The sequence below is a fragment of the Pseudomonas sp. P179 genome, assembly GCF_000478485.2.
Classification (GTDB): Bacteria; Pseudomonadota; Gammaproteobacteria; order Pseudomonadales; family Pseudomonadaceae; genus Pseudomonas; species Pseudomonas aeruginosa.
Window position 1 is genome coordinate 2,777,253 of sequence record NZ_KI517354.1, and the last position, 16,723, is coordinate 2,793,975.

Genomic DNA, 16,723 nt, shown 5'->3' on the forward strand with positions numbered 1-16,723 from the left:
AGCGGCCATGAAACAGAGCAGCCCAACCTACCTCAAGCATCATTTCCTGATCGCCATGCCGCACATGGCCGACCCCAATTTCGCCCAGACCGTGACCTACCTGGTCGAACACAACGAGCAGGGCGCCATGGGCCTGGTGATCAACCGTCCCAGCGGCCTCAACCTGGCGGAAGTCCTCGAACAGCTCAAGCCGGACGCCCTGCCGCCGGCGCGCTGCCAGCACATCGACATCTACAACGGCGGCCCGGTGCAGACCGACCGTGGCTTCGTCCTCCACCCCAGCGGCCTGAGCTACCAGTCGACCCTGGAACTGGGCGAGCTGGCGATGTCCACCTCGCAGGACGTGCTGTTCGCCATCGCCGCCGGCACCGGCCCGGAAAAGAGCCTGATCAGCCTTGGCTATGCCGGCTGGGAAGCCGGCCAGCTGGAGGCCGAACTGAGCGACAACGCCTGGCTGACCTGCCCGGCGGACCCGGCGATCCTCTTCGACCTGCCGCCCGAGGAGCGCCTCAGCGCCGCCGCCGCGCGCCTGGGCGTCAACCTCAGCCTGCTCCCCGCCCAGGCCGGTCACGCCTGATGGTCAGCGACAAGCCGCTGCGCCTGCTGCTGGGCTTCGACTACGGCACCCGGCAGATCGGCGTCGCCGTCGGCCAGGCGGTGACCGGCCAGGCCCGCGAGCTGTGCGTATTGAAGGCGCAGAACGGCGTGCCGGACTGGAACCGGGTGGAAGCGCTGATCAAGGAATGGCAGCCGGACGCCATCGTCGTCGGCCTGCCGCTGAACATGGACGGCAGCCCAAGCGAGATGAGCGAGCGCGCGGAAAAGTTCGGCCGCCGCCTCAACGGCCGTTTCAACCTGCCGGTCTTTACCCACGACGAACGCCTCACGACCTACGCCGCCAAGGGCGAGCGCCTGGCCCAGGGCCAGCGCGACGGCTACCGCGAGCGACCGGTGGACGCCCTGGCCGCCGCCCTGCTGCTGGAAGGCTGGCTGGCCGAACACCCGGATTGACCCATGGCAGCCGGCACGCCGCCGTTTGCCATTATGCTTTCGCCACCGCGGGCGCCTCCCTACAGCGGGCTCTCCCGGCGGCCATCCCATCGATGTCAGCGAGGAGCCACCATGAGCCTACCCAATCCCGCCGAACTCCTGCCGCGCATGGCCAGCGACCTGCGCGCCCATCTCGCCGAGCGCGGCATCGAGCGGCCGCGCTTCGTCGGCATCCACACCGGCGGCATCTGGGTCGCCGAGGCGCTGCTGAGGGAACTGGGCAACCAAGAGCCGCTGGGCACCCTCGACGTCTCCTTCTACCGCGACGACTTCACCCAGAACGGCCTGCATCCGCAGGTCCGCCCGTCGGCGCTGCCGTTCGAGATCGACGGCCAGCACCTGGTCCTGGTGGACGACGTGCTGATGAGCGGCCGCACCATCCGCGCCGCACTCAACGAACTGTTCGACTACGGCCGTCCGGCCAGCGTGACCCTGGTCTGCCTGCTCGACCTGAACGCCCGGGAGTTGCCTATCCGCCCCGACGTGGTCGGCCAGACCCTGTCCCTGGGTCGCGATGAACGGGTAAAATTGGTCGGTCCCGCACCGCTCGCCCTCGAGCGCAAGGTCCTTTCCTCCGCTTCCTGATCCTCTTCACTAGGGCCTGCCCCATGCCGACAGACGCCAAGCGCCCGCTGCAGCTCAACGACCAGGGCCAGCTGCGCCACTTCATCTCGCTCGACGGATTGCCCCGCGAGCTGCTCACCGAAATCCTCGATACCGCCGATTCCTTCCTGGAGGTCGGCGCCCGCGCGGTGAAAAAGGTCCCGCTGCTGCGCGGCAAGACCGTCTGCAACGTGTTCTTCGAGAACTCCACGCGCACCCGCACCACCTTCGAGCTGGCCGCCCAGCGGCTGTCGGCCGACGTGATCAGCCTGAACGTATCCACCTCTTCCACCAGCAAGGGCGAGACGCTCACCGACACCCTGCGCAACCTGGAGGCGATGGCCGCCGACATGTTCGTGGTGCGCCACAGCGACTCGGGCGCGGCGCACTTCATCGCCGAGCACGTCAGCCCCAACGTGGCGGTGATCAACGGCGGCGACGGCCGCCACGCGCACCCCACCCAGGGGATGCTCGACATGCTGACCATCCGCCGACACAAAGGGAACTTCGAGCAGCTATCGGTGGCGATCGTCGGCGATATCCTGCATTCGCGAGTAGCCCGTTCGAACATGCTGGCGCTCAAGACCCTGGGTTGCCCGGACATCCGCGTGATCGCCCCGCGCACCCTGTTGCCGATCGGCCTGGAAGAGCAGTACGGCGTGCGCGTGTTCACCAACGCCGACGAAGGCCTGAAGGACGTCGACGTGGTGATCATGCTGCGCCTGCAACGCGAGCGCATGCAGGGTGGCCTGCTACCCAGCGAGGGCGAATTCTTCAAGCTCTACGGCCTGACCGAGAAGCGCCTGAAGCTGGCCAAGCCGGATGCCATCGTCATGCACCCTGGCCCGATCAACCGTGGCGTGGAGATCGAGTCGGCGGTGGCCGACGGGGCCCAGTCGGTGATCCTCAACCAGGTCACCTACGGCATCGCCATCCGCATGGCGGTGCTGTCCATGGCCATGAGCGGCCAGAACACCCAACGCCAGCTGGAACAGGAGGACGCCGAATGACCATCAGTATCCGAGGCGCCCGCGTCATCGACCCGGCCAGTGGCCTGGACCAGGTCGGCGACCTCCACATCGAGGCTGGCAAGATCGTCGCCATCGGCGCCGCGCCGGCCGGCTTCAGCGCCCAGAAGACCCTCGACGGCGCCGGCCTGGTGGCCGCGCCGGGACTGGTCGATCTGAGCGTCGCCCTGCGCGAGCCGGGCTATGGACGCAAGGGCAACGTCGAAAGCGAGACCCGCGCCGCCGCGGCCGGCGGCACCACCAGTCTGTGCTGCCCGCCCTACACCCGGCCGGTGCTGGACACCCCGGCGGTGGCCGAGCTGATCCTCGACCGCGCCCGCGAGGCCGGCAACGCCAAGGTCTACCCCGTCGGCGCGCTGACCCGCGGCTTCGGCGGCGAGCAACTGTCGGAACTGGTGGCCCTGCGCGACACCGGTTGCGTGGCCTTCACCAATGGCCTGCATGGCTTCGCCAGCAATCGCATCCTGCGGCGCGCCCTGGAGTACGCGGCGACCTTCGACCTGACGGTGATCTTCACCTCGCAGGACACCGATCTCGCCGAAGGCGGCCTCGCCCACGAAGGCCCGACCGCCAGCTTCCTCGGCCTCGCGGGGATCCCGGAGACCGCCGAGACCGTGGCCCTGGCCCGCAACCTGCTGCTGGTGGAACAGAGCGGCGTGCGCGCGCACTTCAGCCAGTTGACCAGCGCCCGCGGCATCGAACTCGTCGCCCAGGCCCAGGCCCGTGGCCTGCCGGTGACCTGCGACGTGGCGCTGTACCAGTTGATCCTCACCGACGAAGCGCTGGTGGGCTTCTCCAGCCTCTACCACGTGCAACCGCCGCTGCGCACCAGGGCCGACCGCGAAGCCCTGCGCGAGGCGGTGAAGAACGGCGTGGTACAAGCCATCGCCAGCCACCACCAACCCCACGAGGCGGACGCCAAGAACGCGCCGTTCGCCGCCACCGAGCCGGGCATCAGCGGCGCCGAGCTGCTGCTGCCGCTGGCGATGACGCTGGTGCAGGACGGCCTGCTCGACCTGCCGACCCTGCTCGCCCGCCTCTCCCACGGCCCGGCCCAGGCGCTGCGCCTGCCTGCCGGGCGCCTGGCGGTGGGCCAGGCCGCCGACCTGGTGCTGTTCGACCCGCAGGGTTCGACCCTGGCCGGTGAGAGCTGGTACTCGAAGGGGCAGAACAGCCCGTTCGTCGGTCACTGCCTGCCGGGACGAGTGCGCTACACCCTGGTGGACGGACACCTGACCCACGAGGGCTGATCCCTGCCACCACGAAAAAGCCCGCCATCCGGCGGGCTTTTTCATCTTCGCGTTCGCGATTCCGGGGGCGTATCCGTTGCCGGGGTGGGCGCCCTATCCCAGCCTCTGCCACCAACCCGCCTCAACGGCAGGGCGAATAACGCGGAGCGTTATCCACCGAGGCATGCTCGCCGGGAACACCCGATGGCCGGCAGCCGCGCCGGTCGGCGCCGCTCCCTGCGGAGCCTCAGATCTTCGCCAGCGCCTGCGCCAGGTCGGCCTGCAGGTCCTCCAGCGCCTCGACGCCCACCGACAGGCGGATCAGCGAGTCACCAATGCCCAGGTCGGCGCGGGTTTCCGCCGGGATGCTGGCGTGGGTCATGATCGCCGGATGCTCGATCAGGCTTTCCACCCCGCCCAGGCTCTCCGCCAGGGAGAAGATCCGCACGTTCTCCAGGAAGCGCCGGGCGCCGGCCAGGTCGCAACGCAGGTCGAGGGAGATCATCCCGCCGAAGCCACGCATCTGCCGTTTCGCCAGCTCATGCTGCGGGTGCGAAGCCAGGCCGGGGTAGTAGACCCGCGCCACCTGCGGCTGGCGCTCCAGCCACTGGGCCAGGGCCAGGGCGTTGCTGCAATGGCGCTCCATGCGCAGCGCCAGGGTCTTCACCCCGCGCAGGGTGAGGAAGGCGTCGAACGGCCCGGAGATGGCGCCCACCGAGTTCTGCAGGAAGCCCAGGCGCTCGCGCAGGTCCGGGTTGTCGCCGACGATGGCGATGCCGCCGATCACGTCGGAATGGCCGTTCAGGTACTTGGTGGTGGAGTGCACCACCACGTCGAAGCCCAGTTCCAGGGGGCGCTGGATGTAGGGGCTGGCGAAGGTGTTGTCGGCCACGCTGATGATGCCGCGGGCGCGGCAGAGCTGGGCGATGGCGCGCAGGTCGGTGAGGCGCAGCAGCGGGTTGCTCGGGGTTTCCACCCAGACCATGCGGGTTTCCGGGGTCAGCGCGGCCTCGAAGGCCTGCAGGTCGGTCGGGTCGACGAAGCTGAAGCGATGCCCGGCGCTGCGCCGGCGGACCCGCTCGAACAGGCGGAAGGTACCGCCGTAGAGGTCATTGCCGGAAACGATGTGGGAACCGGCGTCGAGCAGCTCCAGCACCGAGGAGATCGCCGCCAGGCCGGAGGCGAAGGCGAAGGCCTGGGTGCCGCCCTCGAGGTCGGCCACGCAGCGCTCCAGGGCCCAGCGGGTCGGGTTGTGCGAGCGGCCGTAGTCGAGCCCCTTGTGTACCCCGGGGCTTTCCTGGATATAGGTGGAGTTGGCGTAGATCGGCGGCATGATCGCGCCGGTCGAGGGATCGGGGGCCTGCCCGGCGTGGATGACCCGGGTCGCAAAGGCCTGGGCCGGGGCGTCGGGATGCTGGTCGTGCTGGCTCATGCGAGCTTTCTCCGCAAATGGTTCAACAGGTCGAAACGGGTGATCAGGCCGTGGAAGCCGCTGGCATCGGCAACGATCGCCACCAGGCCGCGGTCCAGGACCGCCTGCAACTGGGCCAGGCTGGCGCCGGGCGCGAGGGTCTCCGGCGCGGCGTTCATCGCGCTGCTCACCGCATCGCGGAAGCGTGGCGCGTCGGCGTGGACACCGAGCAGGATATCCGACTCGTCGATCACACCGACCAGTTTTCCATCGTCCAGCACCGGCAATTGCGAAACGTCGGCCAGGCGCATGCGCTGGAAGGCGGTGAGCAGGGTGTCGTCCGGACCGACGCTGATCACCCGGCCCTCCTCGAAGCGCCGCGCGATGATGTCGCGCAGGTCGCCGTAGTGCTTGCGTTGCAGCAGGCCCTGGTCGGTCATCCACTGGTCGTTGTAGATCTTCGACAGGTAGCGGGTGCCGGTGTCGCAGACGAAGCTGACCACCCGCTTCGGCTCCTTCTGCTCGCGACAGAAGCGCAGCGCCGCGGCCAGCAGGGTGCCGGTGGAGGAGCCGCCGGGAATGCCCTCGACGCGCAACAGTTCGCGGGCCATGGCGAAGCTTTCCTCGTCGCTGATGGAATAGGCATGGCGCACGCTGGAGAGGTCGGCGATGGCCGGTACGAAGTCCTCGCCGATGCCCTCCACCGCCCAGGAACCCGGCGTACCCAGGGTGCCGGAGCGGGAGTACTCGGCCATGATCGAGCCCTCGGGATCGGCGAGCACCATCTCCAGCTCCGGCTGGACCTTCTGGAAGAACCGGGTAAGGCCGGTCAGGGTACCGGAGGAGCCGACGCCGACGACGATGGCGTCGAGATCGTGGCCGGTCTGCGCCCAGAGCTCCGGGCCGGTGCCGCACTCGTGGGCCAGCGGGTTGGCCGGGTTGTTGAACTGGTCGGCGAAGAAGGCGCCGGGAATATCCTGCGCCAGGCGCGCGGCAACGTCCTGGTAGTACTCCGGATGGCCCTTGCCGACGTCCGATCGGGTGATGTGCACCTCGGCGCCCATGGCGCGCAGGTGCAGGACCTTCTCGGTGGACATCTTGTCCGGCACCACCAGCACCACCCGGTAGCCCTTCGCGCGGCCGACCAGGGCCAGGCCGAGACCGGTGTTGCCGGCGGTGGCCTCGACGATGGTGCCACCGGGCCGCAGGCGGCCGTCACGCTCGGCGGCCTCGATCATGGCGACACCGATGCGATCCTTGATGGAGCCGCCGGGGTTCTGCGATTCGAGCTTGAGGTACAGGGTGCAGGGGCCGGTATCGAAGCGCGTCACGCGAACCAGCGGGGTGTTGCCGATCAGGTCGAGCACGGCGGGACGTGAGTCGGAAGTCATCTTTTCTCCTTTCGGTGTTTCCGCACGGAGCGATACGGTGCGCGGCCTCGTGAGCCATTGCACCTATCCGTTCTGGGGCTTGCAGACCATAGGGGCTGGCGCGCGCGGGCGCCAATAACCTACAGGTAGAACGTTAGAACCTTTGGTTCCTTAAGTCCCGCCGGAGGAATTCCCTGCCGACCGTGGCGCCACCCATGAAAAAGCCCGCCGGATGGCGGGCTTCTCGCACCTGGCGACGAGCCTCAGATGCGCTGCGGCCCGTTGCGCTCGGACACCTGTCCGTTGAGGGTCCAGAAGTCGTAGAGCACGCCGAGGAAGAACAGGCCGCCGGTGAACAGGTAGATGATCCCGGTGATCCACTTGCCCATGTACATCCTGTGCACGCCGAGCACGCCGAGGAAGGTCAGCAGGATCCAGGCCACGTTGTAGTCCAGGTTGCCGCCCTGGAAGCGCCGGTCGGCCTCGCGGTCCATCGACGGGATGAGGAACAGGTCGATGATCCAGCCGATGAAGAACAGGCCGAAGGTGAAGAACCAGATCGTCCCGGTGATCGGCTTGCCGTAATAGAAGCGGTGCGAACCGGTGAAACCGAAGATCCACAGCAGGTAGCCGATGGCCTTGCTATGGGTGTCGTGCTGTTGAGTCATGCGTCCCCCTCGTTCCGTGCGCGGCTGCGGCCGCGCCTGAGCCGCAGGTTAGCGGAGCGGCGGACGCCGCGCCAGAGCGGCCCGGCGCATGACAGTTTTGCAATTGCCTATCCTGTAGGCTGGTGCTGCCGCCACCGCCCCACAGGAGCCGCCATGAGCGCCGGACACGAGCACAGCTTCGCCCAGACCAACTCGACCCGCCTGAAATGGGCGTTGCTGCTGACCGGAAGCTTCCTCGTCGCCGAGGTCGTCGGCGGCATCCTCACCGGCAGCCTGGCGCTGATCTCCGATGCCGCGCACATGCTCACCGACGCCGTGGCCCTGGCCATCGCCCTGGCCGCGATCAACATCGCCAGGCGCCCGACCAACGATCGCCTGACCTACGGCTACCACCGCTTCGAGATCCTCGCCGCGGCGTTCAACGCCTTCCTCCTGTTCGGCGTGGCCTTCTATATCCTCTACGCGGCCTACGAGCGGCTCAACCAGCCGGCGGAGATCCAGTCCGTGGGCATGCTGGTGATCGCCGTGCTCGGCCTGCTGGTGAACCTGGCCAGCATGCGCCTGCTGGCGCCGGCCCAGGGCAACAGCCTGAACGTCAAGGGCGCCTACCTGGAGGTCTGGAGCGACATGCTCGGCTCGCTGGGGGTGATCGTCGCCGCGATCGTGATCCGTTTCACCGGCTGGGCCTGGGTCGACTCGCTGGTGGCGGTGCTGATCGGTTTCTGGGTCCTGCCGCGCACCTGGATCCTGCTGCGCGAGAGCCTGCATGTGTTGCTCGAAGGGGTGCCGAAGGAAATCCAGTTGGCCGAGCTGCGCGAAGCGCTACTGGGGATTCCCGGCGTGACCGGGCTGCACGACCTGCATGTGTGGTCGATCACCAGCGGCAAGATCAGCCTGACCAGCCATCTGGTGTACGACCCGGCCCTGGTCGATGCCGAGGCGCTGCTGGGAACGGTGAAGGCGCTGCTGCACGACCGCTACGAGATCGAACACAGCACCCTGCAACTGGAAACCTCGGCCTGCGCCCAGGCCGAGGAGCCGCTGGCCTACTGAAGACGGTTCAGCGGAAGCGCCGGCCGGCAGGGTCGTCGTCGGTGATTTCCAGGCTCAGGCCCTGGGTCAGGCTCGACAGGTGGTCGGCGTCGCTTTCCGAACCGAGCTTGATCATCAGGCGCAGGTCGTTGGCCGAGTCGGCGTGGGCCAGGGCGTCCTCGTAGGTGATCTCGCCCTGGGTGTAGAGCTGGTACAGCGCCTGGTCGAAGGTCTGCATGCCCTGCTCGGTGGAGCGCTTCATCAGCGGCTTCAGCTCGTGCACCTCGCCCTTGCGGATCAGGTCGGCGGCCAGCGGGGTGTTCAGCAGCACCTCGATCACCGCCCGCCGCCCCTTGCCGTCGGGGGTCGGCACCAGTTGCTGGGCGACGATGGCCTTGAGGTTCAGCGACAGGTCCATCCACACCTGGCCATGACGGTCGGCCGGGAAGAAGTGGATGATCCGCTCCAGCGCCTGGTTGGCGTTGTTCGCGTGCAGGGTCGCCAGGCACAGGTGGCCGGTCTCGGCGAAGGCCACGGCGTGGTCCATGGTCTCCCGCGAGCGCACCTCGCCGATCATGATCACGTCCGGCGCCTGGCGCAGGGTGTTCTTCAGCGCCACCTCGAAGGAGTCGGTGTCCAGCCCCACCTCGCGCTGGGTGACGATGCAGCCCTGGTGCTGGTGGATGTACTCGATCGGGTCCTCGATGGAGATGATGTGCCCGGTGGAGTTCTTGTTGCGGTAGCCGATCATCGCCGCCAGCGAGGTGGACTTGCCGGTGCCGGTGGCGCCGACGAAGATCACCAGGCCGCGCTTGGTCAGCGCCAGCTTCTTGAGGATTTCCGGGAGCTTCAGCTCTTCCAGGGTCGGGATGTTGGTCTCGATCCGGCGCAATACCATGCCCACCAGGTTGCGCTGGTAGAAGGCACTGACCCGGAAGCGGCCGATGCCGCGGGCGCTGATGGCGAAGTTGCACTCATGGTTCTCGGCGAAATCGCGGCGCTGCTGCTCGTTCATCACGCCTAGCACGGTCTCGCGGGTCTGCTCCGGCGACAGCGGCGTCTTGGTCACCGGCATCACCCGGCCGTTGACCTTCATCGACGGCGGTACGCCGGCGGTGATGAACAGGTCGGAGCCGCCCTTTTCCACCATCAGGCGCAGCAGCTTTTCGAATTCCATGATGTTCTCGCTCACTCAGGGGCGCGCCGCGACGGCGAGCCGGATGCGGGCGAGCGGGCGCTGGACGCGCTCGCCGGCAAGGATAGGTAGGAATGCGCCTACGGTACCGCTCTCCCGCTCTTGAATCCTAGACGCAGTTCCGGGATTCGGGCGAAGCGCGGCGGATCGGCGCCAGGATCAGAAGTTTTCCGGGATCTTCGCCTTCTCGCGGGCGTTCTCGCGGCTGATCAGGCCCTTGGCGACCAGGCCCTTGAGGCACATGTCGAGGGTCTGCATGCCCAGCGAGCCGCCGGTCTGGATCGCCGAATACATCTGCGCGACCTTGTCCTCGCGGATCAGGTTGCGGATCGCCGGGGTGCCGATCATGATCTCGTGGGCCGCCACCCGGCCGCCGCCGATCTTCTTGATCAGGGTCTGCGAGATCACCGATTGCAGCGACTCGGAGAGCATCGAGCGGACCATGGCCTTTTCCTCGGCCGGGAACACGTCGACCACCCGGTCGATGGTCTTCGCCGCCGAGGTGGTGTGCAGGGTGCCGAATACCAGGTGGCCGGTCTCCGCCGCGGTCAGGGCCAGGCGGATGGTTTCCAGGTCGCGCATCTCGCCGACCAGGATGATGTCCGGGTCCTCCCGCAGCGCCGAGCGCAGCGCTTCGCTGAAGCCGAGGGTGTCGCGATGCACCTCGCGCTGGTTGACCAGGCACTTCTTCGATTCGTGGACGAATTCGATCGGGTCCTCGATGGTGAGGATGTGGTGGTACTTGGTGTTGTTCAGGTAGTCGAGCATCGCCGCCAGGGTGGTGGACTTGCCCGAACCGGTCGGCCCGGTGACCAGTACCAGCCCGCGCGGGACGTCTGAAACACGTTTGAACACTTCTCCCATGCCAAGCTCCTCCATGGTCAGTACCTTGGAGGGAATGGTCCGGAATACCGCGCCGGCGCCACGGTTCTGGTTGAAGGCGTTGACCCGGAAACGCGCGACGCCCGGCACCTCGAAGGAGAAGTCGGTCTCGAGGAATTCCTCGAAGTCCTTGCGCTGCTTGTCGTTCATGATGTCGTAGATCAGCGCATGCACCTGCTTGTGTTCCAGCGGTGGCAGGTTGATCCGGCGTACATCGCCATCCACCCGGATCATGGGTGGCAGGCCGGCGGAGAGGTGCAGGTCCGAAGCGCCCTGTTTGGCACTGAAGGCGAGCAGCTCGGTAATATCCATGGGACTCCCCAATTACAAGCAAGCAGGTAGAATGCCGCCAAAGCCGCCGTCTCGGACAAGGAAAACACCGGATGAGCCAGGGTGCTTCCAGGACACGCGTGGTGTCCTGCGCCAGACGCGGAACCTCGACACTGGAACAGGAAGATGGCCATCGAGGCCGGCGGTTTCGAGGGCGTCGAGCCGACGCCGACCGCACTTCCATAGGGCGCAGGTAATGTCCACGATAGCAGAGAATATTGCAAAGGTTGCCGCGCGCATCCGTGAGGCAGCGCAAGCTGCGGGGCGCGATCCGGCCACGGTCGGCCTGCTCGCCGTGAGCAAGGCCAAGCCCGCCGCCGCGGTGCGCGAGGCGCACGCCGCCGGCCTTCGCGACTTCGGCGAAAACTACCTGCAGGAGGCCCTCGGCAAGCAGGCCGAACTGGCCGACCTGCCCTTGAACTGGCACTTCATCGGCCCCATCCAGTCGAACAAGACGCGGCCCATCGCCGAGCATTTCCAGTGGGTGCACTCGGTGGACCGGTTGAAGATCGCGCAGCGCCTGTCGGAGCAACGCCCGGCCGGGCTGCCGCCCCTGAATGTCTGCCTGCAGGTCAACGTCAGCGGCGAAGCCAGCAAGTCCGGCTGCGCCCCCGAGGACCTACCGGCCCTGGCCGAGGCCGTGAAGCAACTGCCCAACCTCCGATTGCGTGGCCTGATGGCCATCCCCGAACCCACCGCCGAACGCGCCGCGCAACACGCCGCGTTCGCCCGCCTGCGCGAACTGCTGCTGGACCTGAACCTTGGCCTGGACACCCTGTCCATGGGCATGAGCGACGACCTCGAGGCAGCCATCGGCGAAGGTGCGACCTGGGTCCGCATCGGTACCGCCCTGTTCGGCGCCCGCGACTACGGCGCGCCGGCTTCTTGAAGGAATCCCCTATGAGCACACCCCGCATAGCGTTCATCGGCGCCGGCAACATGGCCGCCAGCCTGATCGGCGGCCTGCGCGCCCAAGGCGTGCCGGCGGCGCAGATCCGCGCCAGCGACCCGGGCGCCGAGCAACGCGCGAAGATCGCCGGCGAGTTCGCCATCGACGTGGTCGAGTCCAACGCCGAGGCCGTGGCCGACGCCGACGTCGTGGTCCTGTCGGTCAAGCCGCAGGCCATGAAAGCCGTGTGCCAGGCCTTGGCGCCGGCGCTGAAGCCGGAGCAACTGATCGTCTCCATCGCCGCCGGCATCCCCTGCGCCAGCCTCGAAGCCTGGCTCGGCCAGCCGCGCCCGGTGGTCCGCTGCATGCCCAACACCCCGGCGCTGCTGCGCCAGGGCGCCAGCGGGCTGTACGCCAACGCGCAGGTCAGCGCCGCGCAACGCGAGCAGGCCGGGCAGTTGCTGTCCGCGGTGGGCATCGCCCTGTGGCTGGACGACGAAGCGCAGATCGACGCGGTGACCGCAGTGTCGGGCAGCGGCCCGGCGTATTTCTTCCTGCTGATGCAGGCCATGACCGACGCCGGCGAGAAGCTCGGCCTGTCCCGCGAGACAGCCTCGCGCCTGACCCTGCAGACCGCCCTCGGTGCGGCGCAGATGGCGCTGTCCAGCGAGGTCGAGCCGGCCGAACTGCGGCGCCGGGTGACTTCGCCCAACGGCACCACCGAGGCGGCGATCAAATCCTTCCAGGCCAACGGCTTCGAAGCACTGGTGGAGCAGGCCCTGAACGCCGCCAGCCAGCGCTCCGCCGAGCTGGCCGAACAGCTTGGCCAATAAGGAGTAGTCGATGATCGGCCTCAACACCGCTGCTATCTATATCCTCCAGACCCTCGGCAGCCTCTACCTGCTGATCGTGCTGCTGCGCTTCATCCTGCAGCTGGTCCGCGCGGACTTCTACAACCCCCTCAGCCAGTTCATCGTGCGCGCCACCAAGCCGCTGCTGAACCCGCTGCGGCGGATCATCCCCGGCTTCGGTGGGATCGACCTGGCCTCGCTGGTGCTGGCGATCCTGATCCAACTGGTGCTGATGATCCTGATCCTGATGCTGATGGGCTACGGCGTCGGCGGCTTCATCATGCAACTGCTGATCTGGTCGATCATCGCCGTCACCTCGCTGTTCCTGAAGGTGTTCTTCTTCGCCCTGATCATCAGCGTGATCCTTTCCTGGGTCGCCCCGGGCAGCTACAACCCCGGCGCGCAACTGGTGAACCAGATCTGCGAACCGCTGCTGATGCCGTTCCGCAAGCTCCTGCCGAACCTCGGCGGACTGGATCTCTCGCCGATCTTCGCGTTCCTCGCGCTGAAGCTGATCGACATGCTGGTGATCAACAACCTGGCGGCCATGACCGGCATGCCCCAGCAGTTGAGCATTTTCCTCTGAGCTTCTACCGCTGGGACGGCGAGGACCTGCTCCTCGATTGCCACCTGCAGCCCAAGGCGAGCCGCGACGAGTTCGCCGGGCTGCACGGCGAGCGCCTGAAGATCCGCCTCACCGCACCGCCGGTGGAGGGCAAGGCCAACGCCCATCTGCTGGCCTTCCTCGGCAAGGCCTTCGGCGTGGCCAAGAGCCTGGTGAGTCTCGAAAGCGGCGAGCTGAACCGGCAGAAACGGGTGCGCATCCGCCGTCCGACCCGATTGCCGGAGGAACTGGGGATCGCCGCTCGACCCGCTTGACCGACCTTACGTGCAGGAATGTGAAGCAGGCCAATTGACGCTCCCCCGCTCCCCCGCATAATCCACGCCATCCTTCCCCCGCCGGTCCCGCGCCCTGGAGCCCCTGGATGAGCATGGAAAGACTCAGCCATCAAATCGACGCCTACGTCGCCTGGAAGCGCGAGCTGATGCGGGAAATCACCCGCTATCGCGGCTGGCTGGAGCGCAGCCGGCTGAACAGCCCGGCGGTCGAGGCCAAGCTCGAACGCGCCCTGCGCCAACTGCGCGCGGACCACATCACCCTGGCCTTCGTCGGCGAGTTCTCGCGTGGCAAGACCGAGCTGATCAACAGCCTGTTCTTCGCCGGCTACGGCCAGCGCATGCTGCCGTCCCACGCCGGACGCACCACCATGTGCCCCACCGAGCTGTTCCACGATCCGCGCGCCGAGCGCAGCTACATCCGCCTGCTGCCGATCGAGACGCGCCTGGCCGACGCCAGCGTCGCCCAGTTCAAGCGCGTGCCGCGCCACTGGGTGAACATTCCGCTGGACACCGGCGACCCGGAGGGCATGGCCCAGGCCTTCGCCCAGGTCGCCAAGACCAAGGCGCTGCCGGTGGAACAGGCGATCCAGCTCGGCTTCCACCCGGACGCCCTGGAAGCCGCCGACGAGCCCGACCAGGTGCGCGTCCCGGCCTGGCGCCACGCCCTGGTCAACTTCGACCACCCGCTGCTGCGCCAGGGCCTGCGGATCCTCGACACGCCTGGCCTGAATGCCCTCGGCAGCGAGCCGGAGCTGACCCTGTCGATGCTGCCCAACGCCCAGGCGATCCTGTTCCTGCTGTCCGCCGACGCCGGTGTCACCGCCTCGGACATGGAAATCTGGCAGAAGTACATCCAGCCACTGCGCGAGGACGGCCACAGCAGCCTGTTCGCCGTGCTGAACAAGATCGACGTGCTCTGGGACGACCTTTCCGGCGAGCGCTTCGTACAGAACGCCATCCGCCTGATCCAGGACGGCACGGCCCGCCAGCTCGGCCTGCAGCGCGGCGACGTGCTGCCGCTGTCGGCGAAGCAGGCGCTGCTGGCCAAGGTCCGCGGCGAACCGGCGCTGCTCGAACGCAGTCGCCTGGATCGGCTGGAAGCGCTGCTCTGCGAGCGCATCGTCGCGCAGAAGGAAGCGCTGCTGGAGAACGCCGTGCTCGGCCAGGTCCTTGGCCTGCTGCACAACAGCCAGCATCTGCTGCGCCTGCGCCTGGAGAAGGTCGAGGAACAGCGCGCGCTGCTCGACGACAAGCAGCGCGACAGCGGCCAACTGCTGTTCGAACTGACCGCGAAGACCAAGGACGACCACGGCCGCCACCACCGCCGCCTGCTCAACCTGAAGACCAACCAGCGCCTGCTGCAGCACCAGGGCGCGACGCTGCGCGAGACGATCCGCAGCGAACGCATGGAACAGCACCTACAGAAGGTGCGGCGCAACCTCAACGGCAGCCTGACCACGGTCGGCATCAACCAGGCGATCCTGGCGTTCTTCCGCGCGGTGGAGCACGACCTCGACAACCTCGAGCACGAGGCCGGCATGGCCAACCGCATGGTCGCCGCCATCTACCGCCGGCACAACGAGGAGAACCCGCTCTACGCCCTCGACGCGCCGCAGCTACGGGTCCAGCGCTACCAGCGCGAACTGTTGCAACTGAAGAAGAAGGGCGACCAGTTCCGCCTGCAGCTGAAGACCGTGCTTACCGAGCAACGCCTGCTGACCCGGCGCTTCTTCGCCACCCTGGTGCAGGAGGTGGTCGGCCTGCACCAGCGCCTGCGCGAGGAAACCGAGCGCTGGGCCAACGACGCGCTGATGCCGCTGATGCAGCACACCCTGGAAAACAAACAGTTGCTCGAAAGCCACATGCTCCGCCTCAAGGGCCTGGCCCAGGAGACCCAGCAGGTACGCCAGCGCAGCCAGGCCTTCGCCGCGTTCGCCGGGGAATTGCAGGAACAGTTGCGCGAAGCCGGCGACATCCTCCGCCAGTTGCGCCGCCCCTCGCCCCTGCAGCGCCAGGCCAAGGTGGTCAACCTGCCCGGCTCGCAGCGCGCCTGACCCCGCTCCCACGGCGCTCGCCAGCGCGCTTGCCGCTGGGGGCGACGCTCTTTAGACTGGCGCCCTCCTTTGTTCGAGAGCAGGGTCGATGCCCACAGTCTTCCCCGACGACTCCGTCGGTCTGGTCTCCCCCCAGACGCTGCACTTCAACGAACCGCTCGAGCTGACCAGCGGCAAGTCCCTGGCCGAGTACGACCTGGTGATCGAAACCTACGGCGAGCTGAATGCCACGCAGAGCAACGCGGTGCTGATCTGCCACGCCCTCTCCGGCCACCACCACGCCGCCGGCTACCACAGCGTCGACGAGCGCAAGCCGGGCTGGTGGGACAGCTGCATCGGTCCGGGCAAGCCGATCGACACCCGCAAGTTCTTCGTCGTCGCCCTCAACAACCTCGGCGGTTGCAACGGTTCCAGCGGCCCCGCCAGCATCAATCCGGCGACCGGCAAGGTCTACGGCGCGGACTTCCCGATGGTCACGGTGGAAGACTGGGTGCATAGCCAGGCACGCCTGGCAGACCGCCTCGGCATCCGCCAGTGGGCCGCGGTGGTCGGCGGCAGCCTCGGCGGCATGCAGGCGCTGCAATGGACCATCAGCTACCCCGAGCGCGTCCGTCACTGCCTGTGCATCGCCAGCGCGCCGAAGCTGTCGGCGCAGAACATCGCCTTCAACGAAGTCGCCCGGCAGGCGATTCTTTCCGACCCTGAGTTCCTCGGCGGCTACTTCCAGGAACAGGGCGTGATTCCCAAGCGCGGCCTCAAGCTGGCGCGGATGGTCGGCCATATCACCTACCTGTCCGACGACGCCATGGGCGCCAAGTTCGGCCGCGTACTGAAGACCGAGAAGCTCAACTACGACCTGCACAGCGTCGAGTTCCAGGTCGAGAGTTACCTGCGCTACCAGGGCGAGGAGTTCTCCACCCGCTTCGACGCCAATACCTACCTGCTGATGACCAAGGCGCTGGACTATTTCGACCCCGCCGCCGCCCACGGCGACGACCTGGTGCGCACCCTGGAGGGCGTCGAGGCGGACTTCTGCCTGATGTCCTTCACCACCGACTGGCGTTTCTCGCCGGCCCGCTCGCGGGAAATCGTCGACGCCCTGATCGCGGCGAAAAAGAACGTCAGCTACCTGGAGATCGACGCCCCGCAAGGCCACGACGCCTTCCTCATGCCGATCCCCCGGTACCTGCAAGCCTTCAGCGGTTACATGAACCGCATCAGCGTGTGAGGA

17 protein-coding genes are annotated in these 16,723 nt (G+C 67.5%); 12 read left to right on the top strand and 5 right to left on the bottom strand.

Annotation, left to right across the window (positions count from 1 at the left end):
• Window positions 1–7: 7 nt before the first annotated feature.
• From HMPREF1224_RS25410 to HMPREF1224_RS25430, 5 genes are all read left to right on the top strand, one after another.
• Window positions 8–577 carry a YqgE/AlgH family protein gene (locus HMPREF1224_RS25410; protein WP_010793542.1) on the top strand — a complete coding sequence of 190 codons (570 nt, stop codon included), beginning with the start codon at window positions 8–10 and terminating at the stop codon, window positions 575–577.
• A complete protein-coding gene (gene ruvX / locus HMPREF1224_RS25415) occupies window positions 577–1,011 on the top strand; it encodes a Holliday junction resolvase RuvX (RefSeq protein ID WP_003121753.1) in 435 nt (144 codons plus the stop codon). Before HMPREF1224_RS25410 ends, ruvX begins: the two co-directional genes overlap by 1 nt.
• A gap of 111 nt (window positions 1,012–1,122) precedes the next feature.
• Window positions 1,123–1,635, top strand: a complete 513-nt coding sequence (gene pyrR, locus HMPREF1224_RS25420; RefSeq protein ID WP_003084574.1) for a bifunctional pyr operon transcriptional regulator/uracil phosphoribosyltransferase PyrR — start codon at window positions 1,123–1,125, stop codon at window positions 1,633–1,635.
• A gap of 23 nt (window positions 1,636–1,658) precedes the next feature.
• Window positions 1,659–2,663 carry an aspartate carbamoyltransferase catalytic subunit gene (locus HMPREF1224_RS25425; RefSeq protein ID WP_003084569.1) on the top strand — a complete coding sequence of 335 codons (1,005 nt, stop codon included), beginning with the start codon at window positions 1,659–1,661 and terminating at the stop codon, window positions 2,661–2,663.
• Entirely contained in the window at window positions 2,660–3,931 is a 1,272-nt protein-coding gene (locus HMPREF1224_RS25430; protein WP_003121752.1) for a dihydroorotase, read from the top strand. The genes HMPREF1224_RS25425 and HMPREF1224_RS25430 overlap by 4 nt, the downstream gene beginning before the upstream one ends.
• Before the next feature lie 226 nt (window positions 3,932–4,157).
• Here the strand turns inward: HMPREF1224_RS25430 and HMPREF1224_RS25435 are convergent, their stop codons facing one another.
• The 3 genes from HMPREF1224_RS25435 to HMPREF1224_RS25445 all read right to left on the bottom strand — a co-directional run bounded on the left by HMPREF1224_RS25435 (window position 4,158) and on the right by HMPREF1224_RS25445 (window position 7,359).
• The gene (locus HMPREF1224_RS25435) at window positions 4,158–5,342 is read right to left on the bottom strand and encodes a cystathionine gamma-synthase (protein WP_003100953.1); all 1,185 of its coding nucleotides are present in this window, start codon (window positions 5,340–5,342) and stop codon (window positions 4,158–4,160) included.
• Entirely contained in the window at window positions 5,339–6,712 is a 1,374-nt protein-coding gene (locus tag HMPREF1224_RS25440; protein ID WP_003100955.1) for a pyridoxal-phosphate dependent enzyme, read from the bottom strand. The genes HMPREF1224_RS25435 and HMPREF1224_RS25440 overlap by 4 nt, the downstream gene beginning before the upstream one ends.
• Window positions 6,713–6,954: 242 nt before the next feature.
• Window positions 6,955–7,359: an NINE protein gene (locus tag HMPREF1224_RS25445; protein ID WP_003084560.1), complete on the bottom strand. Its 405-nt coding sequence runs from the start codon at window positions 7,357–7,359 to the stop codon at window positions 6,955–6,957.
• Window positions 7,360–7,512: 153 nt separating this feature from the next.
• Between HMPREF1224_RS25445 and czcD the strand changes: the two genes are divergently transcribed.
• Window positions 7,513–8,412, top strand: coding sequence for a CDF family zinc transporter CzcD (czcD, locus tag HMPREF1224_RS25450; protein WP_003100957.1), 900 nt, complete (start codon window positions 7,513–7,515; stop codon window positions 8,410–8,412).
• A 7-nt stretch (window positions 8,413–8,419) separates the two neighbouring features.
• Here the strand turns inward: czcD and pilU are convergent, their stop codons facing one another.
• Both pilU and pilT read right to left on the bottom strand, forming a co-directional pair.
• Window positions 8,420–9,568: a type IV pilus ATPase PilU gene (gene pilU / locus HMPREF1224_RS25455; protein ID WP_003100959.1), complete on the bottom strand. Its 1,149-nt coding sequence runs from the start codon at window positions 9,566–9,568 to the stop codon at window positions 8,420–8,422.
• Window positions 9,569–9,745: 177 nt separating this feature from the next.
• Complete coding sequence (pilT, locus tag HMPREF1224_RS25460) at window positions 9,746–10,780, bottom strand: type IV pilus twitching motility protein PilT (RefSeq protein WP_003084552.1); 1,035 nt, start codon at window positions 10,778–10,780, stop codon at window positions 9,746–9,748.
• A 214-nt stretch (window positions 10,781–10,994) separates the two neighbouring features.
• On the opposite strand from pilT, the gene HMPREF1224_RS25465 reads away from it, so the two are divergent.
• The 6 genes from HMPREF1224_RS25465 to HMPREF1224_RS25485 all read left to right on the top strand — a co-directional run bounded on the left by HMPREF1224_RS25465 (window position 10,995) and on the right by HMPREF1224_RS25485 (window position 16,720).
• Complete coding sequence (locus HMPREF1224_RS25465) at window positions 10,995–11,687, top strand: YggS family pyridoxal phosphate-dependent enzyme (RefSeq protein ID WP_010793543.1); 693 nt, start codon at window positions 10,995–10,997, stop codon at window positions 11,685–11,687.
• An 11-nt stretch (window positions 11,688–11,698) separates the two neighbouring features.
• The gene (proC, locus tag HMPREF1224_RS25470) at window positions 11,699–12,520 is read left to right on the top strand and encodes a pyrroline-5-carboxylate reductase (RefSeq protein WP_003084546.1); all 822 of its coding nucleotides are present in this window, start codon (window positions 11,699–11,701) and stop codon (window positions 12,518–12,520) included.
• 10 nt (window positions 12,521–12,530) lie between these two features.
• On the top strand, window positions 12,531–13,124 hold the full coding sequence (locus HMPREF1224_RS25475) for a YggT family protein (RefSeq protein ID WP_003084544.1): 594 nt from the start codon (window positions 12,531–12,533) through the stop codon (window positions 13,122–13,124).
• Window positions 13,121–13,417 carry a DUF167 domain-containing protein gene (locus HMPREF1224_RS0112205; protein WP_031628111.1) on the top strand — a complete coding sequence of 99 codons (297 nt, stop codon included), beginning with the start codon at window positions 13,121–13,123 and terminating at the stop codon, window positions 13,415–13,417. Before HMPREF1224_RS25475 ends, HMPREF1224_RS0112205 begins: the two co-directional genes overlap by 4 nt.
• A gap of 107 nt (window positions 13,418–13,524) precedes the next feature.
• Window positions 13,525–15,492: a dynamin-like GTPase family protein gene (locus HMPREF1224_RS25480; RefSeq protein ID WP_010793544.1), complete on the top strand. Its 1,968-nt coding sequence runs from the start codon at window positions 13,525–13,527 to the stop codon at window positions 15,490–15,492.
• Window positions 15,493–15,580: 88 nt separating this feature from the next.
• Complete coding sequence (locus tag HMPREF1224_RS25485) at window positions 15,581–16,720, top strand: homoserine O-succinyltransferase MetX (protein WP_003084535.1); 1,140 nt, start codon at window positions 15,581–15,583, stop codon at window positions 16,718–16,720.
• Window positions 16,721–16,723: the final 3 nt, after the last annotated feature.

Coding starts and splice junctions, on each gene's coding strand:
- HMPREF1224_RS25410 (WP_010793542.1), top strand. CDS start 8: ATGAAACAGAGCAGCCCAACCTACCTCAAGCATCATTTCCTGATCGCC.
- ruvX (WP_003121753.1), top strand. CDS start 577: ATGGTCAGCGACAAGCCGCTGCGCCTGCTGCTGGGCTTCGACTACGGC.
- pyrR (WP_003084574.1), top strand. CDS start 1,123: ATGAGCCTACCCAATCCCGCCGAACTCCTGCCGCGCATGGCCAGCGAC.
- HMPREF1224_RS25425 (WP_003084569.1), top strand. CDS start 1,659: ATGCCGACAGACGCCAAGCGCCCGCTGCAGCTCAACGACCAGGGCCAG.
- HMPREF1224_RS25430 (WP_003121752.1), top strand. CDS start 2,660: ATGACCATCAGTATCCGAGGCGCCCGCGTCATCGACCCGGCCAGTGGC.
- HMPREF1224_RS25435 (WP_003100953.1), bottom strand. CDS start 5,342: ATGAGCCAGCACGACCAGCATCCCGACGCCCCGGCCCAGGCCTTTGCG.
- HMPREF1224_RS25440 (WP_003100955.1), bottom strand. CDS start 6,712: ATGACTTCCGACTCACGTCCCGCCGTGCTCGACCTGATCGGCAACACC.
- HMPREF1224_RS25445 (WP_003084560.1), bottom strand. CDS start 7,359: ATGACTCAACAGCACGACACCCATAGCAAGGCCATCGGCTACCTGCTG.
- czcD (WP_003100957.1), top strand. CDS start 7,513: ATGAGCGCCGGACACGAGCACAGCTTCGCCCAGACCAACTCGACCCGC.
- pilU (WP_003100959.1), bottom strand. CDS start 9,568: ATGGAATTCGAAAAGCTGCTGCGCCTGATGGTGGAAAAGGGCGGCTCC.
- pilT (WP_003084552.1), bottom strand. CDS start 10,780: ATGGATATTACCGAGCTGCTCGCCTTCAGTGCCAAACAGGGCGCTTCG.
- HMPREF1224_RS25465 (WP_010793543.1), top strand. CDS start 10,995: ATGTCCACGATAGCAGAGAATATTGCAAAGGTTGCCGCGCGCATCCGT.
- proC (WP_003084546.1), top strand. CDS start 11,699: ATGAGCACACCCCGCATAGCGTTCATCGGCGCCGGCAACATGGCCGCC.
- HMPREF1224_RS25475 (WP_003084544.1), top strand. CDS start 12,531: ATGATCGGCCTCAACACCGCTGCTATCTATATCCTCCAGACCCTCGGC.
- HMPREF1224_RS25480 (WP_010793544.1), top strand. CDS start 13,525: ATGAGCATGGAAAGACTCAGCCATCAAATCGACGCCTACGTCGCCTGG.
- HMPREF1224_RS25485 (WP_003084535.1), top strand. CDS start 15,581: ATGCCCACAGTCTTCCCCGACGACTCCGTCGGTCTGGTCTCCCCCCAG.